Genomic DNA, 22,268 nt, shown 5'->3' with positions numbered 1-22,268 from the left:
AGAGAAATACAAAGAGCGCTTTAGATCCCATTCAGGTAATCTTCCGCAAAGTGGGCGGCAACCGCGCCGTCTGCCGCAGCGGTGACGATCTGCCGCACCGCCTTGGTGCGGACATCGCCTACCGCAAATACACCCGGCAGGCTGGTGCGCGTGGTTTCATCCGCCGCGATATAGCCCTGTGCGTCCAGCTCGACCTGTCCTTCCAGCAGGCCGGTATCCGGCACACGGCCGATGGCGGTAAACACGCCGTCCACGGCGATCTCACGCTGCGCACCGGTTTTAACGTTTTCCAAACGGATGCCGTTGACCCGTTCTGCATGCAGCAGGGCGGCCGGACGGCTGTCCCAGACGATTTCAAGATTTTCCGCTGCCGCCAGCGCTTTTTCGTATACCTTGGTTGCCCGCAAAGTATCACGGCGGTGCACCAGATAGACCTTTTCACACAGCTTGGCAAGCAGCAGGGCATCTGCTACGGCGGTATTGCCGCCGCCGATCACTGCGACTGTTTTGCCCTTGTAGAACATTCCGTCGCAGGCGGCGCAGTAGGCAACACCCCTGCCGATCAGCCCCTGCTCCTCCGGCAAGCCGAGCGGACGGGGCGAAGCGCCGGTTGCGATGACGACGGTGCGCCCTTCGACCACGCCTTCATCCGTGTGTGCACGTTTGATCTCACCCGACAATTCCAAGCGGCTGACCGTTGCCAGCAGGCTTTGCGCGCCGAAGCGCTCCGCCGCGCGCTGCATCCGTTCGCCCAGTTCGAAGCCGTCCACGCCTTCATCAAAACCGGGATAATTCTCCACCTGCTCGGTGGTCGCCATCTGCCCGCCGGCCGAAAGCTTTTCGATCACCAGCACGCGCAGTCCCGCACGGGCGGCATACAGGGCGGCGGTATAACCGCCCGGCCCTCCGCCGATGACCAGCATATCGTAGATGGTTGCCATTTGACCTGCCTCCTTCTGATCCTGCCGCGCGGTCAGACCGACTGCGCCTGCATCCAAGCGTCGATTTCCGCCTTGGAGCCGGGTGCGACAAGCTTTTCGCCCGGTTTACCATCCCGCACCAGAATAAGCGACGGAATGGTATCCACTTCAAACTGCTGTGCCAGCGCGGGGTCATCATCAATATTGATCTGACCGACTGCGGCACGCCCTGCGTACGCTTCGGGCAGCTTTGCTACCACACCTGCAATACGGCGGCAGTAAACGCACCACGGCGCCCAGAATTCGAGCAGTACGGGCTGGCCCGCCTGTTCCACTAATTCGCGATAATTATTTTGATTGATCTGCAGCATAGACATCGATCAGCACCTCTTATTCGTTTATATTTTGTTTATGGCTTTATTATACCCCTTTTTTTCAACCCCACCGTGATTTTATCACACAGTGGCAGCGGATATTTTTCCACAGGCTTGGGATAACTTTTAGGGATAACCGTTCCTCCCTGCTGCCGCAAAGCTACGGTTCAGCCGCCACCGCCCACAAATACAGTCCGGCTACCGTGGCATAGGGTGTATAACGCGCGTAATATACATCAAACTGCGCTTTGGAGAGCGTATCCATCCCGTACAGGCGGCACATGCCCCTGCGGATGCCCAAATCGTCATAGGCGAGCACATTCGGACGCTGCAAAGAAAAAATCAGCAGCATTTCCGCCGTCCATTGGCCGACGCCGGGCAGTGCGGTCAGGGTGCGGATGACCTCTTCATCGGTTTTGTCCACAAGGCTGTGGATATCCAACGCACCGCTTGCCACCGCCTGCGCGACAGACCGCATATACTGCACCTTCCTGCCGGACAGTCCGCAGGCGCGCAGGCACTCCTCTCCTATCGCAAGCAAATTATTCGGCGTGACCGACCCGACCGCATCGCACAGCCGTGCCCACACGGTCGCCAGCGCCTTGGATGAGATCTGCTGCCCGGCAATAGCGTTGATAAGCGCTTCAAACAGGTCGGGCATCACTGCGCGTTCAATAGGGCCGATGCGTTCTATCGCTGCACCCAGCACCGGATCGGCGGCGGAAAGCGCGTCGGTTTCGGTTTTTCCGTATTGATAAATTGGCTGTTCCATACAAAAACCTCCTTGCAATGGAGAATGAAAAATGGAAAATAGGGACAAATGCATAAAAGCTGAGGGCGTGTACCTCAGCTTTTATACTTTTTCTCGTCCGTGTCTGGCAAAACCCAGATACAGATTGTCGGAAAAATTTTATTTTCCGACAGCTTCCTTATGCGTTTTTCTTGGCCTGCGCCTTCTGCTCAAAGCGCTCCTTGGCAACGACCGCGCGCTGATGCGTGCCCTCGCCGATTAGTCCGGCTTCGTCATAGGCCGCTACCTTGAACGTGAAAATCTTGCCGTTCGGCGCGATCTCGGTCAGCTCGGTCTCCACGCGCACTTCCATGCCTGCGGGTGTAGCGGATACATGGCTGACGTTCACCAGCGTGCCGACCGTGGTCTTGCCCTCTTCCAGATAGGGCGCTACGCTGCCCGCCGCGGTGTTCTCGATTGCCGCGATCATCATCGGGGTTGCAAATACATTGACCAGACCGCTGCCGACATGTGCTGCGAGCTGCTCCTCGGTTACGGTGAATTTCTTTTCACCCTTAATGCCAACTTCCATTCTATTGCCTCCCTAACTAAAATGGAGAATGCAGAATGGATGATGGAGAATGATAAAGCTGCGTGACGCTTTCATTCTCCATTGTCCATTCTCAATTATTTTTACTTTTTGGGGATCAGCTTTTCCTTGCCGCCCATATAAGGACGCAGCGGCACCGGAATGGCTACCGTGCCGTCCGCCTGCAGGTTGTTCTCCAGGAACGCGATCAGCATGCGCGGGGGCGCTACTACGGTGTTGTTGAGCGTGTGGGCAAAATACAGCTCCTTCGGGTTTTCCTTGCTGCGCACGCGGATCGCCAGACGGCGCGCCTGTGCATCGCCCAGATTGGAGCAGGAGCCGACCTCGAAATACTTCTTCTGGCGCGGCGACCATGCCTCTACGTCGCAGGACTTGACCTTGAGATCGGCCAGATCGCCCGAGCAGCACTCGAGCGTGCGCACCGGAATATCGAGCGAACGGAAGAAATCAACCGTGTTCTGCCACAGCTTATCGTACCACATCGGGGATTCCTCCGGCTTGCAGACGACGACCATCTCCTGCTTTTCAAACTGATGGATGCGGTATACGCCGCGCTCCTCAATGCCGTGCGCGCCAACTTCCTTGCGGAAGCAGGGCGAATAGCTGGTCAGCGTCTGCGGCAGGGTCTCCTCGTCATTGATGGTATCGATAAACTTGCCGATCATCGAATGCTCAGAAGTGCCGATCAGGTACAGATCCTCGCCCTCGATCTTGTACATCATGTTTTCCATTTCCTTGAAGGACATAACGCCCTTTACCACATCGCCGTGGATCATAAACGGCGGGATGTAGTAGGTAAAGCCGCGGTCGATCATAAAATCGCGCGCGTAAGACAGGATGGACGAATGCAGCCGTGCAATATCGCCCTTCAGATAGTAGAAACCATTGCCCGAGGTGCGGCGCGCCGCATCCAGATCAATGCCGTCAAAGCTTTCCATGATGTCCACATGATAGGGCACTTCGTACTCCGGTACGACCGGCTCGCCGAACTTTTCGATCTCGACGTTCTCGGAATCATCCTTACCGATCGGCACCGAGGGGTCGATGATGTTCGGAATGACCATCATGCGGTTTTTGACTTCCTCGGCAAAAATCTTTTCGTCCTCTTCGAGCTTTGCCATTTCATCCGCCATGGCCTTCACTTCCGCCTTGACCTGCTCAGCTTCGTCCTTCATGCCCTTAGCCATCAGGCCGCCGATTTCCTTGGACTTTTTGTTGCGCTGGGCGCGCAGCTCGTCGCAGCGGGTCTTGGCTGCGCGGAACTTGGCGTCAAAGTCGATGACCTCATCGACCAGCGGCAGCTTTTCGTCCTGAAACTTCTTTTTGATGTTTTCCTTAACAACGTCCGGATTCTGTCGGACAAATTTGATATCCAGCATGGCTTTATTTTCTCTCCTTATGGATTTGATTTACGAATTGGTATTCAGCTGCTTTTGTATCGCCTGAAAAATTTTGGCTTCTTCCTCGGTCAGCAGCCACAGGGTCTCATCCGAGCCTTCCCGCGTCAGCGCCGCTTCGGTATAGGTTTTCACCATTTCATCATACAATTCCTGCGCAGCGGTGTAATCCTCCCGCAGCAGCTCCTGCTGCAATTTTGTCAACAGGGAAAGTGCGCTGCTCCGTGCTGCCAGACGGCCGGCCTGTATATCCAGCGTCTGCTCGTCCGCAGCAGCAAGCAGTGCATCCTTGCCAAATGCCTGCTTTGCGCCATCGATCAGCTGCTGCTGGGTGTCGTATTGCCGCTGTAATTCTTCCATTTTTTGGGTCGCCCCTTGTGCTACCGTCTGCTGCTCGGTCAGCTTATCGTTCAGCGTATCGAGCTGCTTGTCCGCCCGTGCCTGCGCCACATAGCTAATTAAAATCAGTGCGATCGCCACTGAAAATAGGCCGACGATATAAAAGGTCAGCGTGGTACGGCTGAGTTTTTTCTGCGGCTTAGACTGTTCCGACGCCTTATTTTGCTCTTCCATAGGCTTCCTCCCTTACACGCGCAGACTGCGCAGCGCATCGGCCAAACGTTCCAGATCCTCTGCGCCGTAGTATTCCAGTGCAAGCTGTCCGCTGTTTTTTCCCTGCTGGATGCTGATTTTGCGTCCCAGCACGGTTTCCAGTTCTTTTTCCAGTTCAGCAATATAATCAACTGCAAATCCCTGCGGCTGCGGTTTTTCCACTGGTTTTTTATTGATGCGTTTAGCCAGCGCTTCTGCCTGACGCACGCTCAGGCCGATCATCTGCTGTGCTGCCATTACACGCTTGTCCGCTTCCGCTACGGCAAGCACCGCACGGGCATGGCCGCCGGATAGTTTTCCATCCGCTACCATTGTGCGTACCTCACCGGGTAAACCGAGCAGCCGAAGTGCATTAGCTACCGCCGACCGGGATTTGACCACACGCTGCGCGACCTCCTCCTGCGTCAAGCCGAACTGCTGCATCAGCTGTTCGTAACCTTCGGCTTCTTCGATCGGGTTTAGATCCTGCCGCTGCAGGTTTTCAATCAGCGCAAGCTCCATCACCTCATGCTCCTGCGCTTCCAGCACCATTGCGGGAATCTCCTGCAAGCCTGCCATACGCGCCGCTCGCCAACGCCGCTCACCTGCGATGATTTGATAGTATCCGTTTTTTTCTGCCGGGCGCACGGTGATTGGTGTAATCACGCCGTGCTGCCGAATGCTTTCTGCCAACTCCTGCAAGGCGTCCGGATCGAATATCTTACGCGGCTGATTCGGGTTTGGCTCTACCTTGGAAAGCGCAAGACTGGAAATACTCCCATCCTGCGGTGCGTTTTCCGCACGGAGATCGGCAGCATCGTCACCGAATAGGTTGGACAAGCCGCCGCCCAGACCCTTTTTGCCTGCTGCCATCAGCCCCTCCCCTTTCGTGCATTTTTCTTCAAAATCTCATCTGCCAGTGTGAGATACGCCTCTGCACCGCGGCACATCCGGTCATAATCGGTAATTGGTTTTCCATGGCTGGGTGCTTCGCTCAGACGTACATTACGCGGCACGACCGAAGAGAATACCTCCCCCGGGAAGTGTTTTTTAACCTCTTCCACCACCTGAATGGATAGATTGGTGCGGCCGTCAAACATGGTCAGCAGCACACCTTCCATTTCCAATGCCGGATTCATGCCTTTTTTAACCATGCGGACAGTCGTCATCAGCTGACTGAGACCTTCCAATGCATAATATTCGCATTGCAGCGGCACCAAAAAGCTATCCGATGCACACAGACAGTTGAGTGTCAGCAAGCCAAGTGACGGCGGACAATCGATGAAAATATAATCATAATCCTCCCGCACATGATCCAATACGCTTTTCAGGCGCTTTTCACGGTTCTCCAATGCAATCAGATCCAATTCTGCACCGGCAAGATTGACATTGGCTCCAATTAAATCAACCCACTTGGTGGACACGATTGCACTTTTCACATCCGGTTCATCCGCCACAATCAAATCATAGATAGAGGTTTGCAGAGAACGCGGATCAACGCCAAAACCTGATGTCGCATTTCCCTGCGGATCAAAGTCACACAGCAAAACACGTTTTCCGCGCTCTGCCAGCGCTGCTGCCAGATTGATCGCGGTCGTCGTTTTGCCGACACCACCTTTCTGATTGGCAAACGCAATTATTTTACCCATAGTGGAATCCCTTCTATTCTTTGCAGATTTTCCTACGGATTTTATTATATCACACCTATTTGGCAAAGCAAAGCAATTCATATAAAATTCTTGTTTTCACTGCTGCATTTCTTCTATTTTTTTGTTTCACGTGAAACATATCTGTTTCCTTTTCTCTTTTGTTTCACGTGAAACAAGGGGAGAGAGCCAAAGTTGCGCCCTCTCCCCTTTCGTTATACTGCCGATGTTTCACGTGAAACATCGCTCAGGCATGTACATGTGGAATGTTGATGGTCAATGTTAAACCATCATCACTTTCCTGCTGCTCAACCGTAGCGCCGACGCCTGCATCTACCATAACGCCCACAGCACGATTGAGGGTATTCAAAAAAAACCGCACATCCTTAATCAACCGCACGACCTTGCGCCCTCCGCCGGATGCAGTTTCCGGCTCCTGCTCCTGCGCCAGCAGCGATTCGATATATTGCTCTGACCGGCTAACATTCAAATCATGCTCGATGATATAGTTGGTTGCATTGATGCGGTCACTCTCCTCCTCTAACCGCAGCAGACAGCGTGCATGCCGCTCGGTTAAATTAGCACTGCGAATCAGCTCCATATTCTGAGCGGAGAGCCGCAGCAGCCGCAGCTTATTAGCAACTGCGGATTGCGTTTTGCCAACCTTACGTGCAGCTTCTTCCTGCGTTAAACCATACTGGTCGATCAGCCGACGGAATCCCTGCGCCTCCTCAAAAAAGTCAAGATCACGCCGCTGTAAATTCTCGACGAGCGCAATCGCAGACGAATCTTCATTATCCGCTGCAATCACCAGACAAGGCACATCATTTAACCCTGCTACACGGGCCGCCCGCAATCGGCGCTCCCCCGCAACCAACTCATATCCGCCAGTCGGTAATCGGCGCACTGTTAACGGATTGAGCACCCCATACTGCCGAATACTTTCCGCCAACTGCGCAATCGCCTCCGGATCAAAATACTTACGCGGCTGATTTGGATTACGCGCAATATCACTTACACGAATGCGGCGCAGTGTTCGGTCTTCCCGACCGGTTACCAATGACAACACAGACATCATGCTTGCTCCTCCCTCAGTGTGTCCGAAAATACAGTTCTCCGAACCATATGTTCTTATGTCCTTCGGTAATAGATTACCATATTATTACATATTGGCAAGCAAAATCGACCGCAAAACCCGCCTGATTCGACGTTCATCTGTCATTTCCACGGATAAATACCACATTTCCTCTGTTTTTCGGACAAAAAATAACCCTCCGTAATTTCCATACGGAGGGGATACGATTTGTAATATATTGAATCACAGCGGATCGGTCTGGATTTTTTTGAACCGACGCGGATACTTTTCCGGCGTCTCTGCGATTTTATGCAGGCGCACCAGAACACGCTCCACCCCATCGTGCGGCACAATATACCGCAGCAGTTCAGCCGCCGGTGCACCCAGCACGGAAAAAGCATTTGCAGCCGAACCAATCTCATCCAGACAGTCAGCCGCCTTCATCGCATAGAACACACCACCGGTTTTAACCATCGGCAGAGCCAGCTCGCACAGCATACGCAATTCCGCGACCGCACGGGATACCGCCACATCAAATGCAGCACGGTGCGCCGCAGCAAATTCCTCCGCACGGCCATGCACCGCGGTGCAGTTAGTCAGTCCAAGCATTGTAATCACTTCGTTCAAAAAGTCGATCCGTTTACGCTGTGCATCAAGCAGTGTGAACTGTACATCCGGGCACAGGATCGCCAGCGGTAAACCGGGAAAACCTGCCCCTGTACCGACATCAAGCACCGACTGTCCTGCTTTCAGCCAAGGCACGAGCGCTGCGCAGTCCAAAAAATGCCGGGTGATCACTTCCTCGGATCTCGTTACCGCCGTCAGGTTCATCACCTTATTTTTTTCCAGCAGCAAATCGGAAAACAGCAGCAATCTTTCCACAGCCTGTGGAGAAAACGAAACATGCATCTCGTGCAGGCCGCTTTCCAGCAGTTCCCACGCTGTCATAAGAACACCCCTTTCTGAATGGATAATGAAGGATGGATCATGGAAAATAGCAGATCAATCACCAAGCGCAATCACGATATACGCTTCCCCCGCCCCACCATTCTCCATTATCAATTCTCCATTTTTGTATTGATATAAATCATCAGTGCGGTGATGTCCGCCGGGGACACACCCGAAATACGAGCCGCCTGCCCGAAATTCAGCGGACGCACCTGATCCAGCTTCTGGCGGGCTTCCAAACGGAGCGAGTCGATCGCCTGATAATCCAAATCGGGCGGCAGTGCACGGCTTTGCAGCTTGCGGTATTGTTCTACATCTTTTTCCTGCCGACTGATATACCCTGCGTATTTCACACGGATCTCAACCTGCTCGCGGATGACCGCAGGCAGCACCGGACGATCCGGGTCAAACCGCGCAAGCACCGCGTAGCTGAGTTCGGGACGCCGCAGTAGATCGATCAGCTTACAGCCATCCTTGACCGGCGCACTGTTCTGTCCCGCCAAAAACCCGTTCAGCGTGTCCGACGGCGCAATGCCGACAGACGAAAGACGGTCGATCTCCTGCTGTACCTGCGCGTACTTACGGCGCACCGCCTCCCCGCGCTCCGGTGGATTCAGACCGATCCGCACACCGATCGGCACGAGCCGCTCGTCCGCATTGTCCTGACGCAGCAGCAGCCGGTATTCCGAACGCGAGGTCATCATGCGGTACGGCTCATTCGTCCCACGCGTCACCAGATCATCGATCAGCGTACCGATATAACCGTCCGCCCGGTCGAGCACCAGCGGCGGCTCTCCCTTGAGCCATAATGCAGCGTTTACCCCCGCCACAAGACCCTGAGCAGCGGCTTCTTCATAGCCCGAGGAACCGCAGAACTGACCGGCGCCGTATAAACCATGCACCTTTTTGGTTTCGAGCGTAGGCAGCAGCTCCAGCGGATCAATACAGTCGTATTCGATCGCATACGCCGGGCGCATGATCTCCGCATGCTCCAAGCCCTTTACCGTGTGCAGCATATCCCGCTGCACATCAAACGGCATGGAAGAGGAAAAGCCCTGCACGTAAATCTCTTCGGTATCCAGTCCCATCGGCTCAAGGAACAACTGATGACGGGGCTTATCCGCAAAGCGCACCACCTTATCCTCAATCGAAGGACAGTAGCGCGGACCGATCCCATCGATCTTACCACCGTACAGGGGAGAACGATCCAAATTTGCGCGGATCAGCGCATGCGTTTCGGATGTGGTATAGGTCAAATGACAAACCACGCGGTTTGCGGGCGGCTGTGTTGTTTCAAACGAAAAGGGAATAATCTCTTCTTCGCCCTGCTGCAGCTCCAAGCCGGTAAAGTCGATCGACCGGCGATGGATGCGCGGCGGCGTACCGGTTTTGAACCGCTGCAGCCGCAGGCCAAGAGAACGCAGGCTATCGGTCAGCGGTTTTGCCGCTGCCATGCCGTCCGGCCCGCTTTCGCGCGCGTAGTCACCGATGATAATGCGACCGCCGAGAAAAGTGCCCGATGCCACGATAACCGCCCTCGCCGGATGCCGTGCACCGATTGCGGTGACCACTGCACTGACCGCACCGTCCTCTGCCTCGACCGCAACGATCTCATCCTGCATGAGCTGCAAGCCCGGCTGCAATTCCAACGCGTGCTTCATATAGGAACGGTACGCGATCCGGTCAGCCTGTGCACGCAGCGAGTGCACCGCCGGCCCTTTCCCACGGTTGAGCATCCGGTACTGGATACACGCGGCATCCGCTGCCCGTGCCATTTCGCCGCCGAGCGCGTCGATCTCACGCACCAAATGCCCCTTGGCCGTGCCGCCGATTGCCGGATTGCACGGCATATTGCCAACCGCATCCAGATTGATCGTAAAGCAGGCGGTTTTACAGCCCAAACGTGCTGCAGCCAGCGCGGCCTCAATTCCCGCATGTCCTGCACCGATCACAACAACATCAAATGCTTCCGCTTCAAAGCTGCGCATGGCTCGTCCTCCCCCATCTGAAAATTCGCATGATGATTTGTATAAACTCAACATTGACTTGTTTCACTTTGTGCATACCTGTTGATAACTCTGTGTAAACTTTGGATAACTTGCACTCTGGCAGAAAAAATTGATTCATATGTGTTTATATATTGATACTTATATTACAAATCGTAATATAAGTATACTGCCAAACGGATGAGAGCAAAAAGAGCCGCTGCGCGCGGCAGACGGCCCTTTTTGGCTCAATCGTTCGATTATTTTCCCACGCAGAAATCGCTGAAAATGCGGGAAACAACCGCTTCGGTTACGGTTTCCCCGGTGATCTCGCCAAGCGCGGCGATCGCACCCTCCGCATCCATAACAACGGCATCCGGCGTCATGCCGGACTGGGCGGCGTACAGCGCAGCCTCACACCGTTCGGCGGCGCGTGCCAGTGCAGCGGCCTGCCGGGCATTGGTGATCAATGCGCCGTCAAACGCGCCATCCCCCATACCGACGGTACGCGGGATCAGCCCAAGCAGACGCTCCATCCCCTCTCCGGTTTTGGCAGAGATCGGAACGATGTGCAGAAAATGCTTTTTGAGCAGCTTTTCATCCAACTGCTGCGGCAGATCCACCTTGTTGATGACGGCGATCGCGCGATGCCCCGCAGAACGCGCAAGCACGAGCATATCGTCCTCCCCGATCGGGCGCGAGCCGTCAAACACCGCCAAAATGAGCGAAGAGGCCGAGGCCTCTGCCATCGCCCGGTCAATGCCCGCCTGCTCGATTGGATCTTCAGTATCGCGCAGACCGGCGGTATCGGTCACCCGCAGCAATACCTGACCAACCTTGACATTTTCCTCGATCAGGTCGCGCGTTGTACCCGGGATATCGGTCACGATTGCACGCTCACGTCCAAGCAGCGTATTGAGCAGCGTGGATTTGCCCGCATTCGGCCGTCCGAGGATCACACACGGCACACCCTCGCGCAGGATACGCCCGCGTTCATAGCTTTCCGCCATGGCATACAGGCGGCTGGTGGTGCGGTGTAGCAGCGCGGCTGCATCCTCAAACAGCACCGGATCAATATCCTCATCCGGAAAATCCACCACCGCATGAAAATGCGCGACCATACCGATCAGATCGTCCCGCATCTCCTGCACGGGCGAACCAACTGCGCCCATTACCTGCGCGGCTGCATTCTGCGCGGCTTCCGCCGTGCGGGCAGTGATCAGGTCGTGCACCGCTTCGGCTTCGGACAGACCGAGCTTGCCGTTCAGAAACGCCCGGCGGGTAAACTCGCCTGCCTCCGCCTGCCGGACACCCTGCGCAAACAGCGCATCCAGCGCCTGCGTCAGCACAGCGGTCGAGCCATGGCACTGCAATTCGGCCATATCCTCGCCGGTATAGGTATAGGGCGCGTGAAAGACCACTGCATAGCAGCAGTCGATCACCTTGCCGGCTTTATCATGCAGCGTGCCGTAAACCAGCTTTTGGCTGGGCGCTTCGGTCATCGGATGGCCGTTTTTTGCACGGAACACCGCGGATACCGCCTGCACCGCCCGTTCACCCGAAACCCGGATCAAGCCGATCGGCCCGCCTGCGGAGGAAATAGCGGCAATTGTATCATTCATAAGATACCCGCCCCAAATCAGTGATGCGCACGGGAGCTGTTATCCGGTGCAATAACAACACGGCGTCCCGGCTCCGTGCCGGTCGAATACGTGGTAACGCCGTTAAAATCCTGCAAAGCCGCATGGATGATGCGGCGCTCATACGGGTTCATAGGCTCGAGCGTCATCGAACGGTGGGATTTAACCACCTTCATCGCCATTTTTCGTGCCAGACGCTCCAGACTTTCCATCCGCTTTTCACGGTAATTTTCCGTGTTGACCGACAGACGGACATGCTCCTCCAGCGCATTATTCAGCACCAGCGAGCCGAGGTACTGGATGGCGTCCAGCGTATCGCCGCGGCGGCCGATGATCGGGCCCATATCCGGGCCGGAAATATCCAAGCGCAGCTGGTCGCACTCGATCTGCGGCAGCGTGGTCACCTGACCCTCTACACCCATTTTTTCCAGCAGGCCGGTGATAAAATCGGTTGCCAGCTTTTCCGCCTGCTTCATGCCTTCCTCGGAAACCGGGATCAGCTCACGCTCCTTGGGAACGGACGGCGTGACCGGACGCTCTTCGCGCGGACGGCGTTCGCGGCGGCCGCCGCGCTCCCGGCGGGGACGCTCGCGGCGGGGCGGACGCTCGATCTCAAGCTTTTCCGGCACAAAATCCGCCGGGGCGGCCTTCACCAGCCGAGGGGTATCATCCTCATCCGTAACGGAGAGCTTAACCGGCTTTTCAGCGGGCTTTTCCTCCCGCGCGGGCTGCGCCGGTTTTTGCACAGGGGTGTGGACAGGTGCAGCGGGCTGCTTTGCCGCCGGCTCTTCGGGCGCTTCATAGGTCACGCGCACGCGGGCCGGTGTTGCGCCAAAGCCGAGAAAACCCTTTTTCCCGTTATCCAGCACCTCAACCGAAACATCGTCACGGTCCATACCGAGCTGACGCAGCGCCGCTTCGATCGCAGCATCGCGGGTCTCGCCCGTTGTTTCAATAAACTTCTGCATAGTTTATTTCCCCCCCTTTTTCTTGTGCGCATTTTCCGCCTGCTTCTGCTGGGCAGCCTTATGCGCGGCGCGGCGGGCTTCCTTCTCTGCCTCGATCCGCGCTTCTTCCTCGGCCTGCTTTCTTTCCTGCTTGCCGCGCAGGGTTTTGGTCAAAATAACCTCCTGCACAGCGGAGAACACGTTGTTAAAAATCCAGTAAATACCGATTGCGCCCGGCAGAATAAAGGCAAAGTATACCGACATCAGCGGCATCATAATATTCATCATCTTCATCTGGCTGGCAGCCGGATTGGGCGCCTGATTCTTGCCCTGCTGCATCCGCTGCATGATATAGCTGGAAAGGAAGGCAGTCAGGCCGGAAAGGATCGGGATCAGCCACATCAGGCCGGGCTCCTTAAGCGACGGGGTCGTCGCAAGGTTAAGACCAAAGAAATTAAAGTCCAGCGGGATCAGGCTTGCGCCTTCATCCACAATGCACCGGGTCACTTCTGCAGGAAAATTGCCCGCCGCATCGGCAAGCTGGCTGAGCTTTTCCGCAATCACGATCTGTACCGTATAATTGGCGCCGGCCAACTGATCCAGACCGATGAAGTTTGCCAGATTGATCACGCTCTCCCGGCCCAGGCCGACAATGTACTGCAGCGGCTGCTGCACGGCATAGTACAGACCCATCATGATCGGCAGCGGGATCAGCTGCGGCAGACAGCCCGACATCGGATTGACGCCGTGACGGTCGTACAGCTTCTGCATCTCTTCATTCAGCTTGACACGGTTGTTTGCATATTTTTTCTGAAGCTGCTGCAGCTCCGCGTTGACTGCGGTCATCGCCATCATGCTTTTTTTGCTCTTGATCGAGAGCGGGATGCAGATCAGCTTGACCAGCAGTGCAAAAATGATAACAGTAAGACCGTAATTCTGAACGAACTCATAGATCCAAAGCAGGATGAGGCCGAACGGACGCACGATCGCAAGGCCAAAGAAACCGGGATCTTTGACCAAACTTGCCAGTTGTTCTGCTGTCATGATTAACCTCCAACAATTGGGGAACACGCCCCAAAAAACTTGATAATTTGCATGGAAAACGATCCCTCTGTGCCGTTACGGCACCGGATCATAAGGATCATGCTTGGAAAACGGATGACACCGGCAGATCCGCTTAACGGCAAGCCACCCTCCCTTAAGCGCACCGTATTTCTCAATCGCTTCGAGTGCATACTGCGAGCAGGTTGGGATATAGCGGCAGCAGGGCGGTTTGGCCGGTGAAATATAACGGCGGTAGAAACGGATCCCCGCCAGCAGCAGCCGCTTCACGGCTGAGCCGCTGCGGCCTTGTTTTCCCGAAGGGCGCGCAACAGCGATTTTTCGATTTCCCAATAAGTTGCGCCGACCGCACGGCTGCGTGCGACCAGCACAAGATCCACGCCGGTGGCAAATTCGTCCTCATGCAGGCGATATGCTTCCCGCAGCAGACGTTTGATGCGGTTTCTCTGCACCGCACCTGCCATTTTGGCGCTGACCGTCAGTCCCAACCGATTGTAGCCGCGTTTATTTTTGCGGCAGTACAGCACTAAGTGCCGGCCCGCCGTGGAAACGCCGCGATAATACAACCGCCGAAACTCATGGTTTTCCTTTAAGGATATGGTGTGTTTCATCTTTTCTTTTGCTCCTCGTTTTTTCCGATGCCCGTGAAAAAAACGAAAGGCCGTCCGCAAGCGGACTTCCTTTTTCAGTTCTTTGCAGCAAACTGGTTTGCAAAGCCGACGGAATGCCAATGTGCACGGCGCATTCCGCCCCAATCATATTCTGCCGTTTTTCCGTACTGGAAAAAACGAGCCGCTTGCAATAAGCGGCTCGCTGCACTTTACTTTCCGCGCCGCAGGCGCGTATTCAATAGAAAATGACCGCGTCATTTTCATAAAAGCCAAGGCATGTGGCCTGACTTTTTACCCCCCGACGCAGCCCCTCCGGGCGGCGATATTCGGGGATCAAATGACAGCTTATTTAAGATCTGTCATTCATATCCGGAGGACTTTGGAAGTTCTTCGGATATTAGGCGCTCAGCTTCGCGCGGCCCTTCGCGCGGCGGCGAGCCAGTACCTTACGGCCGTTCGCGGTACGCATACGCTTGCGGAAGCCGTGCTCCTTGGAACGCTGACGCTTCTTGGGCTGATAAGTTCTCTTCATCTTTCGTGCACCTCCCTGTTACAATAATCGTTACGGATGGGCACCGGCATAGGTCCGGCGCTCTTTTGCGGGCACATGCCGCTGCCTGTCCGCATAATAGGATACGCTAATTATTATCCTATAAAAGCGCCAAAATGTCAAGGATTTTTTATTTTTTCCACGCCTTTCAATATCTTGGGTGCAAGTTCAAAAAAAACACTATAAATTGGGCTGCTGCCCGGATAAGGCAGGCGACTTATTCACAATTTGCATTTGAAACTGTGGATAACTTATGCTATTATAGAATTGTATCAATATCGACAGGAGGCGCCCTATGGCCAACAACATACTGGAAATGGCGCTCGAATTTCTTGAGCGAGATTTTCCGCCGTCCACCCTTTCGGCCTGGTTCGACGATGTAACGGTTGTTTCCTTTGCGGACAACCGTTTGATTTTGCATTCCCCCAACGATTTTAAGAAGGATTTCATTGAGCAGCGCTTCACCGAGCCGCTGCAAAATGTGCTGCATGAGCTGACCGGCGATCCTGTTGCGGTTGTTGTGGTAACGGGCGAGTATACGGCTCCCGCTACTAGTTCTTCCCCGTATGATGATTATACATTTGAACGGTTTATCGTCGGCTCTTCCAATAAATTCGCCCATGCGGCAGCTTTGGCCGTGGCGCAGCGGCCGGCAGCGGAAAATAATCCGCTGTTTATCTACGGCAACTCAGGTCTCGGCAAAACCCATCTGATGTACGCAATCGCCAATGTGATCCGCCGTACACATCCGGAATACCGCATCATTTACACCAAGGGCGAGGATTTTACCAACGAGCTGATCACTGCCATTCAGGAAGGCAACGTACAGACCTTCCGCAACAAATACCGCATGGTCGATCTGCTGCTGCTGGACGACGTGCAGTTTATTGCCGGTAAGGAGCGCACACAGGAGGAATTCTTCCACACGTTCAATGCACTGTACGAAGCAAAAAAACAGATCGTCCTCACCTCTGACCGGCCGCCCAAGGAAATCAATACTCTGGAAGACCGCATGAAGACCCGTTTTGAATGGGGTCTGCTTGCCGATATCCAGCCGCCCGATTTTGAAACCCGCATCGCGATCATCCGCGACAAGGCGCTCAAAATGGGTGTTGACCTGCCTGACGAAGTTTCCAACTACATTGCGGAAAACATCCAGTCAAACATCCGGCAGCTCGAGGGCGCGGTGAAAAAAATCAAGGCTATGCACGAGCTAATGGGCGAGCGCATCACCATTCCGCTGGCGGAAAACGCGATCGACGCCCTGCGCACGGAAAATCCCGGCCTCAACCCCACCCCCGAACGCATCATGGAAGCAGTCGCCAACTATTTCTACATCCCGGTCGAGCAGATGATCTCGCAGAACCGTTCCAAAGACGTCGCCTATCCGCGCCAGATGGCCATGTACATGATCCGGCAAGAGCTGGAATATTCCTTCCCGGATATCGCCAAGATCTTCAAACGCGACCATACCACGGTTATGCACGCCTGCAACAAAATCGAAGAAGAGCGCAAAAACACGCGGGAAACCGAAGAAGTGATCAAAAAACTGCATAACAACATCCGTGGGGAATAACTGATCCGCTCCCCCAGCACAACAGCTTTATTCCATCCACAACCTGCCTATATTATCCACAGCAAGCCTGTGGATTCCACAACGCCTGTCCTGTGGATAAAAATACGGGGAAAATAACCTGTGGAATCATCCACAACCATCCACAACCTCCTGTGTACGACAATTTTCCCATAGTTACGGGCTTTCCAACGGTTTTCCCCAATTTCCCCAAGCTCTATGACTACTATAAAATTCTATTCTTTTTTATTCTTACGTTTTCCGAGAAAAGAGGACTGTAAATGAAATTCTCCTGTGAAAAAGAAACCCTTCTCGGTTTGATCGGCACTGCTTCCCGTGCCGTTACCGGCAAAAGCGCCATGCCGCTGCTTGAGGGTCTGCTGCTGACCGCAGAAAATAATACACTGACCATCACCGGTTACGACCTTTCCATCGGTATCCGTACAACAACCGAAGTAGATGTGGTAGAACCCGGCAGTATTGTACTGAACGCACGCCTGCTGTACGATATCGTGCGCAAACTGCCGCAAGATATAATTTATCTGGAATGCAATGAAAATTTGCAGACTACCATCAAATGCGGCCGTTCGGTATTCAACCTGATCGCTACCGAAGCCGATGAATATCCCGCACTGGCTGAGGTTTCCAGCGAAACCGGCTTTACCCTGCCGCAGGCGATCCTGAAAAGCATGATCGCGCAAACGATTTTTTCGGTTTCGGACAACGAATCCAAGCCGATCCACACCGGCTGCCTGTTTGAACTGGAAGAAAACCGTCTCAATGTGGTTGCAGTAGACGGCTACCGCCTCTCCGTGCGCCGGGAAACCGTTGAAGGGGTGTTCGGCAATATGAAATTTGTCGTACCCGGCTCTTCCCTGCGCGAAATCGAACGCATCCTGACCGATGACGACGGTTCGGTTGATATTTTCCCGGATAAAAAGAACATTTTGTTCCGTATCGGCGGCACAACGCTGATTACCCGCCTGATCGATGGCGAATTCCTCAATTACCGTGCCGCTATTCCGGCAGAGTTTGAGCACGTGGTGCAGGCCGACCGGCATGAAATGATCACCTGCATCGAACGTGTGTCGCTGATCGTTTCCGAAAAGCTGAAAAATCCGGTTCGTCTGCATTTTGACGGCTCTTATGTGCAGATGTCCTGCATTACAGCGGTCGGTAAAAGCTATGATGAGTTTTCCTTTGACGGTGCAATTGAGGATCTGGAGATCGGCTTTAACAACCGCTATCTGCTGGACGCGCTGCGTGCAGCCGGCGATGAAAAGGTCAAACTGCAGCTGAAAGGTGCGCTTAACCCGATCGTCATTTCGCCGCTGGAAGGAGACAAATACACCTATCTTGTGCTGCCTGTGAGGTTGAAAGCCAATGACTGAGATCAAAATTCAAACCGAATTCATTAAACTGGACGCACTTCTCAAATTTGCCAATCTGGTCTGCTCCGGCGGTGAAGCCAAACTCCGCATTGCGGAAGGCGAGGTGCTGGTCAACGATGCGGTTTGCACAATGCGCGGCAAAAAGCTGTATCCCGGCGACCGGGTAACACTGGACGGACAGACCACCGTGATCGTTTGACAGCGGGATACCAAAAATATACATGGTAAGGGCAGGCAGTTATGAATATCCAATCGCTTATACTCGGGCAGTTCCGCAATTATGAAAACGAGCGGTTCATACTCGATCCTGCGGTCAACCTGATCTGCGGGGAAAACGGGCAGGGCAAAACCAATCTGCTCGAGGCGGCAGCGGCCTGCTCGACGATGCGGCTGTTCCGCACCTCACAAAAAAAGGAAGGCTTGCGCTTCGGCTCAGAACATGCCTTTATTCAGGCTGACTTCACTGCGAAAGGGCGCGAAAATACGCTGGAACTGCGTTTTTCACGCTTAAAAGCAATGGAAATATACAAAAACGGCGTGCGTCAAAAACGGCAGGCAGATGTGCAGGGACTTTTGAAAACTGTTTTATTTTGTCCCGAGGATCTTGCGCTTATCCGTGCGGGAGCAGGCGCGCGCCGTCGGTTTCTGGATACTGCGCTGTGTCAGCTCCGGCCGTACTATGCGCGTTATCTGGAGGAATATAACCGGCTGCACGAGCACAAAACCCGCATCCTGCGCGACAGCGAGGAAAAGCCCTCTTTGCTTTCCATGTGGGAGGATTTTTCCCTGCGGATGGCGCATATCGGGGCGCAGATCATCCGTTACCGGGCGTATTACTGCAATAAGCTGCTGGCGCATGCGGCGGCGGTGTATGCGGATATCGCGCCGCAGGAAAAACTGTCCGGCGTGTACCGCACGGTGTCCGCGGTGACCGATCCGTTCGCCCCGGCCCGGCAGATCGAGCAGGAGCTGATCGACCATGTGATGCGGCACAAGCCGGCCGAGCTTGCGGCGCGCAGTTGTCTGTCCGGCCCGCATAAGGATGATCTGGAGATCCTGCTGGACGGCCGCAGCGCAGCCTCCTTCGGCTCACAGGGACAGGTACGCACCTGTACCCTATCGCTCAAATTGGCCGAGCGCGAGCTGTTTTTTGACGAGGACGGCGAGTACCCGGTTTTGCTGCTGGACGATGTGCTTTCCGAGCTGGACCGCCGGCGGCAGGACTTTGTGCTCAACCGGATCGCCGACGGGCAGGTGCTGATCACCTGCTGCGAGGACGGGATTTCGGAGAAGCTGCGGACAGGCGCGGTATTTTGTATTCAAAACGGCAAAATAATTTGACCTTGACAAGGTTTTTGCTACACAAACAATGAAAAAAGTGGTATAATATAAATTGAAAATGGACAATGGAAAGTGGAGAATGACGGCGTGTTGCTATACCTTCATTCTCCGTTCTCCATTTTCCATTGTCCATAAAAATCGCCGGGGGATTTTGGATGTATCTGCATTTGGGACAGGATTATATCGTACCGCTGCAGCAGGTTGTCTGCGTGTTTGATATGGATACGGCAACCGTGTCCAAACGGACGCAGCGTCTGCTCACCCGGCTGCAGGAGGAAGGGCGGATCATCGAACTGTACGAGGATCTGCCGCGCGCAGCAGTTTTGTGCGAGGATACGCTCGGAGAAACACTGTACCTGACCCAGCTTTCCCCGCAGGCCTTGCAGCGGCGGGCAGAAAAGGGTTATGCCGTTTGAGGATGGCAGACAGCAGCGTAGAAGGCCCCGTTTTGAAGCCTATTGAGTTTCTGGAAAGGAAATTTTATAAATTATGAGTGAAGAACTGGAAATCAAGGATGAAATGCTCGATCTGAAGGTGACCGATACCTATGATGAGAGCCAGATCCAAGTGCTGGAGGGGCTGGAGGCTGTCCGCAAGCGTCCGGGTATGTACATCGGCTCGACCTCGGCGCGCGGTCTGCACCATTTGGTGTATGAAATCGTCGATAACTCGATCGACGAGGCGCTCGCCGGCTACTGCACCCATATCGAGGTGACGATCGAGCAGGGCGATATCATCCGTGTGACCGATAACGGCCGCGGCATCCCCTGCGGCATCCATCCGCAGATGGGGATTCCAACGCTTGAGGTCGTGCTGACCGTGCTGCACGCGGGCGGCAAGTTTGACGGATCGGGCTACAAGGTGTCCGGCGGTCTGCACGGCGTCGGTTCGTCGGTCGTAAACGCTCTGTCCGACTGGATGGAGGCCGAGGTGCGCGATGGGCATGTGAAACACTATATGCGCTTTGAGCGCGGTGTAACCGTGGTGAAAATGCGGGATACCCCCTGTGAAAGCGAAACCGGCACGACCATCCGCTTCCATGCCGACCCTGAGATATTTGAAACCACCGTGTTTGATTATGATGTGCTGGAAAAGCGGCTGCGTGAGCAGGCTTTCCTGAACGCAGGTCTCAAAATCACGCTGCGGGATGAGCGCGATGACGAGCCGACCGAGGACGTCATGCATTACGAGGGCGGTATCCGCCAGTTTGTGCAGCACCTTAACCGCACCAAAACGCCGCTGCATGAGCAGGTCATCTATATGGAAGGCAGCCGCGATACCTCGATGGCTGAGGTTGCAATGCAGTATACGGACAGCTATAACGAAATGTTCCTGTCCTTTGCCAATAACATCAACACCACCGAGGGCGGCACGCACGAGACCGGCTTCAAGGCTGCGCTGACCCGTGTGCTCAACGATTACGGCAAAAAATATAAGCTTCTCAAGGAGGATGAGTCCTTCAAGGGCGAGGATGCCCGTGAGGGTCTGACTGCGATCATCTCGGTTAAATTGCAGGAAGCCCAGTTTGAAGGGCAGACCAAGACCAAGCTGGGCAACAGCGATATGCGCACGCTGGTGGACAGCATGGTTTCTGACAAGCTGATGACCTTCTTTGAGGAAAACCCGCAGGTCGCGCGTTCCATCATTGAAAAAGCACAGACCGCAGCCCGCGCCCGCGAGGCGGCTAAAAAGGCGCGTGAGATGACGCGGCGCAAATCCGCGCTCGATTCCGCAGCGCTGCCCGGCAAGCTGGCGGACTGCATCGAGAAAGATCCCACCTATACCGAAATTTACATCGTCGAGGGTGATTCCGCAGGCGGTTCCGCCAAGGAAGGCCGCGACCGGCGGCATCAGGCCATTCTGCCGCTGTGGGGCAAAATGCTCAACGTGGAAAAGGCGCGTCTCGACCGTGTGTATGGCAACGATAAGCTGACGCCGATGATCACGGCCTTCGGCGCGGGCTTCGGCGAGGATTTTGATCTTGCCAAGCTGCGTTACGGCAAAATCATCCTGATGGCGGATGCCGACGTGGACGGCAGCCATATCCGTACCCTGCTGCTGACATTCTTCTTCCGTTTTATGCGCCCGCTTATTGAGCACGGGCATGTATATATTGCGCAGCCGCCGCTTTTCAAAAATGAAAAGGGCAAGGATGTGCGCTATACCTATACGGAGGAACAGCAGCGCGACTGCATCGCCGAAATGGGCGATGGCGTGCGCGTACAGCGTTATAAGGGTCTGGGTGAGATGGATCCCCAGCAGCTTTGGGAAACCACTATGGACCCGGCAAACCGCACGCTGCTGCAGGTCACGATGGAGGACGCCGCCGCAGCGGACGAGACCTTTGCTCTGCTGATGGGCGAAAAGGTAGAGCCGAGACGGGAATTCATCGAAAGAAATGCAAAATACGTGATGAATTTGGATGTTTAAATGCAGTATTATTATGTTTATGTATTGACGAATAAAAATCATCATGTATTGTATGTTGGTGTTACCAATAATCTGATACGTCGAATGCAGGAGCATAAATCGCATATTATAACAGGCTTTACAGCGCGATATCAGGTTGATCGTTTGCTTTATTATGAACAAACGACCGATGTATATGCAGCCATTGCACGCGAAAAACAGATCAAGGGTTGGACGAGAAAAAAGAAGCTGGAGCTGATCCGGCAAATGAATCCGACCTGGCGTGATCTGTATCCTGATATCATACAGTAGATACTTTTCGATCGTCATCCTGAGCGCAGCGAAGGATCTCGCGCTTGCGCGCTGCTGTTAAAAGGCAGCAAAACGGAACGCGCAAGCGCGAGATTCTTCGGCGGCCTTTGGCCTTCTCAGAATGACAATGGAAAAGTGCACCATTTGGAGGCAGGG

At 54.5% G+C, this 22,268-nt stretch carries 24 protein-coding genes; 7 read left to right on the top strand and 17 right to left on the bottom strand.

The window, feature by feature from the left end; all coding sequences use genetic code 11:
• Positions 1-20: 20 nt before the first annotated feature.
• From trxB to rpmH, 17 genes are all read right to left on the bottom strand, one after another.
• Positions 21-941, bottom strand: coding sequence for a thioredoxin-disulfide reductase (gene trxB, locus T363_RS0105160; RefSeq protein ID WP_031473892.1), 921 nt, complete (start codon positions 939-941; stop codon positions 21-23).
• A 32-nt stretch (positions 942-973) separates the two neighbouring features.
• Complete coding sequence (locus T363_RS0105155) at positions 974-1,297, bottom strand: thioredoxin family protein (RefSeq protein ID WP_031473890.1); 324 nt, start codon at positions 1,295-1,297, stop codon at positions 974-976.
• A 157-nt stretch (positions 1,298-1,454) separates the two neighbouring features.
• On the bottom strand, positions 1,455-2,066 hold the full coding sequence (locus T363_RS0105150; protein ID WP_031473888.1) for a DNA-3-methyladenine glycosylase family protein: 612 nt from the start codon (positions 2,064-2,066) through the stop codon (positions 1,455-1,457).
• Positions 2,067-2,223: 157 nt separating this feature from the next.
• Entirely contained in the window at positions 2,224-2,616 is a 393-nt protein-coding gene (locus T363_RS0105145) for a thioesterase family protein (RefSeq protein WP_031473886.1), read from the bottom strand.
• A 101-nt stretch (positions 2,617-2,717) separates the two neighbouring features.
• On the bottom strand, positions 2,718-4,013 hold the full coding sequence (serS, locus tag T363_RS0105140; protein ID WP_031473884.1) for a serine--tRNA ligase: 1,296 nt from the start codon (positions 4,011-4,013) through the stop codon (positions 2,718-2,720).
• Positions 4,014-4,043: 30 nt separating this feature from the next.
• On the bottom strand, positions 4,044-4,604 hold the full coding sequence (locus T363_RS0105135; RefSeq protein WP_031473882.1) for a hypothetical protein: 561 nt from the start codon (positions 4,602-4,604) through the stop codon (positions 4,044-4,046).
• A gap of 12 nt (positions 4,605-4,616) precedes the next feature.
• Positions 4,617-5,495, bottom strand: a complete 879-nt coding sequence (locus T363_RS0105130; RefSeq protein WP_031473880.1) for a ParB/RepB/Spo0J family partition protein — start codon at positions 5,493-5,495, stop codon at positions 4,617-4,619.
• Entirely contained in the window at positions 5,495-6,271 is a 777-nt protein-coding gene (locus tag T363_RS0105125) for a ParA family protein (protein ID WP_031473878.1), read from the bottom strand. The genes T363_RS0105130 and T363_RS0105125 overlap by 1 nt, the downstream gene beginning before the upstream one ends.
• A 244-nt stretch (positions 6,272-6,515) precedes the next feature.
• Positions 6,516-7,346, bottom strand: coding sequence for a ParB/RepB/Spo0J family partition protein (locus T363_RS0105120; RefSeq protein WP_031473876.1), 831 nt, complete (start codon positions 7,344-7,346; stop codon positions 6,516-6,518).
• 240 nt (positions 7,347-7,586) lie between these two features.
• Positions 7,587-8,291, bottom strand: coding sequence for a 16S rRNA (guanine(527)-N(7))-methyltransferase RsmG (gene rsmG / locus T363_RS0105115; RefSeq protein ID WP_031473874.1), 705 nt, complete (start codon positions 8,289-8,291; stop codon positions 7,587-7,589).
• A gap of 110 nt (positions 8,292-8,401) precedes the next feature.
• Positions 8,402-10,279 carry a tRNA uridine-5-carboxymethylaminomethyl(34) synthesis enzyme MnmG gene (mnmG, locus tag T363_RS0105110; RefSeq protein ID WP_031473872.1) on the bottom strand — a complete coding sequence of 626 codons (1,878 nt, stop codon included), beginning with the start codon at positions 10,277-10,279 and terminating at the stop codon, positions 8,402-8,404.
• Between the two features lie 257 nt (positions 10,280-10,536).
• Entirely contained in the window at positions 10,537-11,898 is a 1,362-nt protein-coding gene (gene mnmE, locus T363_RS0105105; RefSeq protein ID WP_031473870.1) for a tRNA uridine-5-carboxymethylaminomethyl(34) synthesis GTPase MnmE, read from the bottom strand.
• Positions 11,899-11,915: 17 nt separating this feature from the next.
• Positions 11,916-12,884, bottom strand: a complete 969-nt coding sequence (jag, locus tag T363_RS0105100; protein ID WP_031473868.1) for an RNA-binding cell elongation regulator Jag/EloR — start codon at positions 12,882-12,884, stop codon at positions 11,916-11,918.
• 3 nt (positions 12,885-12,887) lie between these two features.
• Positions 12,888-13,907, bottom strand: a complete 1,020-nt coding sequence (locus tag T363_RS0105095) for a YidC/Oxa1 family membrane protein insertase (RefSeq protein WP_031473867.1) — start codon at positions 13,905-13,907, stop codon at positions 12,888-12,890.
• Positions 13,908-13,982: 75 nt separating this feature from the next.
• Complete coding sequence (gene yidD, locus T363_RS0105090) at positions 13,983-14,195, bottom strand: membrane protein insertion efficiency factor YidD (RefSeq protein WP_031473866.1); 213 nt, start codon at positions 14,193-14,195, stop codon at positions 13,983-13,985.
• Positions 14,192-14,536 (bottom strand): ribonuclease P protein component, encoded by a 345-nt coding sequence (rnpA, locus tag T363_RS0105085; RefSeq protein ID WP_034971737.1) that lies wholly within the window; start codon positions 14,534-14,536, stop codon positions 14,192-14,194. The genes yidD and rnpA overlap by 4 nt, the downstream gene beginning before the upstream one ends.
• 397 nt (positions 14,537-14,933) lie before the next feature.
• A complete protein-coding gene (gene rpmH, locus T363_RS0105080) occupies positions 14,934-15,068 on the bottom strand; it encodes a 50S ribosomal protein L34 (RefSeq protein ID WP_031473862.1) in 135 nt (44 codons plus the stop codon).
• A 313-nt stretch (positions 15,069-15,381) separates the two neighbouring features.
• Between rpmH and dnaA the strand changes: the two genes are divergently transcribed.
• The 7 genes from dnaA (at position 15,382) to T363_RS0105045 (ending at position 22,112) form a co-directional block, all read left to right on the top strand.
• On the top strand, positions 15,382-16,662 hold the full coding sequence (dnaA, locus tag T363_RS0105075) for a chromosomal replication initiator protein DnaA (RefSeq protein ID WP_051643106.1): 1,281 nt from the start codon (positions 15,382-15,384) through the stop codon (positions 16,660-16,662).
• A 278-nt stretch (positions 16,663-16,940) separates the two neighbouring features.
• On the top strand, positions 16,941-18,050 hold the full coding sequence (gene dnaN, locus T363_RS0105070) for a DNA polymerase III subunit beta (protein WP_031473858.1): 1,110 nt from the start codon (positions 16,941-16,943) through the stop codon (positions 18,048-18,050).
• Positions 18,043-18,249, top strand: coding sequence for an RNA-binding S4 domain-containing protein (locus tag T363_RS0105065; RefSeq protein WP_031473856.1), 207 nt, complete (start codon positions 18,043-18,045; stop codon positions 18,247-18,249). Before dnaN ends, T363_RS0105065 begins: the two co-directional genes overlap by 8 nt.
• 41 nt (positions 18,250-18,290) lie before the next feature.
• Positions 18,291-19,391, top strand: coding sequence for a DNA replication/repair protein RecF (gene recF, locus T363_RS0105060; RefSeq protein ID WP_031473854.1), 1,101 nt, complete (start codon positions 18,291-18,293; stop codon positions 19,389-19,391).
• A gap of 155 nt (positions 19,392-19,546) precedes the next feature.
• Positions 19,547-19,807, top strand: a complete 261-nt coding sequence (gene remB, locus T363_RS0105055; RefSeq protein ID WP_031473852.1) for an extracellular matrix regulator RemB — start codon at positions 19,547-19,549, stop codon at positions 19,805-19,807.
• Between the two features lie 73 nt (positions 19,808-19,880).
• Positions 19,881-21,821, top strand: coding sequence for a DNA topoisomerase (ATP-hydrolyzing) subunit B (gyrB, locus tag T363_RS0105050; protein ID WP_242840234.1), 1,941 nt, complete (start codon positions 19,881-19,883; stop codon positions 21,819-21,821).
• Positions 21,822-22,112, top strand: a complete 291-nt coding sequence (locus tag T363_RS0105045; RefSeq protein ID WP_031473848.1) for a GIY-YIG nuclease family protein — start codon at positions 21,822-21,824, stop codon at positions 22,110-22,112.
• The last annotated feature ends 156 nt before the right edge of the window (positions 22,113-22,268 follow it).

It is taken from the genome of Agathobaculum desmolans ATCC 43058, assembly GCF_000701665.1.
In the GTDB taxonomy this organism is placed as follows: domain Bacteria; phylum Bacillota; class Clostridia; order Oscillospirales; family Butyricicoccaceae; genus Agathobaculum; species Agathobaculum desmolans.
Note: the sequence above shows the minus strand (reverse complement) of the source record. Positions and strands in the feature narration are given on the sequence as shown.

Bases quoted from the DNA above. Each gene is read 5' to 3' on its own strand.
- mnmG (WP_031473872.1), bottom strand. From the start codon at position 10,279: ATGCGCAGCTTTGAAGCGGAAGCATTTGATGTTGTTGTGATCGGTGCA.
- T363_RS0105155 (WP_031473890.1), bottom strand. From the start codon at position 1,297: ATGTCTATGCTGCAGATCAATCAAAATAATTATCGCGAATTAGTGGAA.
- T363_RS0105150 (WP_031473888.1), bottom strand. From the start codon at position 2,066: ATGGAACAGCCAATTTATCAATACGGAAAAACCGAAACCGACGCGCTT.
- remB (WP_031473852.1), top strand. From the start codon at position 19,547: ATGTATCTGCATTTGGGACAGGATTATATCGTACCGCTGCAGCAGGTT.
- T363_RS0105045 (WP_031473848.1), top strand. From the start codon at position 21,822: ATGCAGTATTATTATGTTTATGTATTGACGAATAAAAATCATCATGTA.
- T363_RS0105095 (WP_031473867.1), bottom strand. From the start codon at position 13,907: ATGACAGCAGAACAACTGGCAAGTTTGGTCAAAGATCCCGGTTTCTTT.
- rpmH (WP_031473862.1), bottom strand. From the start codon at position 15,068: ATGAAGAGAACTTATCAGCCCAAGAAGCGTCAGCGTTCCAAGGAGCAC.
- T363_RS0105145 (WP_031473886.1), bottom strand. From the start codon at position 2,616: ATGGAAGTTGGCATTAAGGGTGAAAAGAAATTCACCGTAACCGAGGAG.
- rsmG (WP_031473874.1), bottom strand. From the start codon at position 8,291: ATGACAGCGTGGGAACTGCTGGAAAGCGGCCTGCACGAGATGCATGTT.
- recF (WP_031473854.1), top strand. From the start codon at position 18,291: ATGAATATCCAATCGCTTATACTCGGGCAGTTCCGCAATTATGAAAAC.
- jag (WP_031473868.1), bottom strand. From the start codon at position 12,884: ATGCAGAAGTTTATTGAAACAACGGGCGAGACCCGCGATGCTGCGATC.
- serS (WP_031473884.1), bottom strand. From the start codon at position 4,013: ATGCTGGATATCAAATTTGTCCGACAGAATCCGGACGTTGTTAAGGAA.
- T363_RS0105125 (WP_031473878.1), bottom strand. From the start codon at position 6,271: ATGGGTAAAATAATTGCGTTTGCCAATCAGAAAGGTGGTGTCGGCAAA.
- T363_RS0105130 (WP_031473880.1), bottom strand. From the start codon at position 5,495: ATGGCAGCAGGCAAAAAGGGTCTGGGCGGCGGCTTGTCCAACCTATTC.
- mnmE (WP_031473870.1), bottom strand. From the start codon at position 11,898: ATGAATGATACAATTGCCGCTATTTCCTCCGCAGGCGGGCCGATCGGC.
- trxB (WP_031473892.1), bottom strand. From the start codon at position 941: ATGGCAACCATCTACGATATGCTGGTCATCGGCGGAGGGCCGGGCGGT.
- T363_RS0105120 (WP_031473876.1), bottom strand. From the start codon at position 7,346: ATGATGTCTGTGTTGTCATTGGTAACCGGTCGGGAAGACCGAACACTG.
- gyrB (WP_242840234.1), top strand. From the start codon at position 19,881: ATGAGTGAAGAACTGGAAATCAAGGATGAAATGCTCGATCTGAAGGTG.
- rnpA (WP_034971737.1), bottom strand. From the start codon at position 14,536: ATGAAACACACCATATCCTTAAAGGAAAACCATGAGTTTCGGCGGTTG.
- T363_RS0105135 (WP_031473882.1), bottom strand. From the start codon at position 4,604: ATGGAAGAGCAAAATAAGGCGTCGGAACAGTCTAAGCCGCAGAAAAAA.
- dnaN (WP_031473858.1), top strand. From the start codon at position 16,941: ATGAAATTCTCCTGTGAAAAAGAAACCCTTCTCGGTTTGATCGGCACT.
- dnaA (WP_051643106.1), top strand. From the start codon at position 15,382: ATGGCCAACAACATACTGGAAATGGCGCTCGAATTTCTTGAGCGAGAT.
- T363_RS0105065 (WP_031473856.1), top strand. From the start codon at position 18,043: ATGACTGAGATCAAAATTCAAACCGAATTCATTAAACTGGACGCACTT.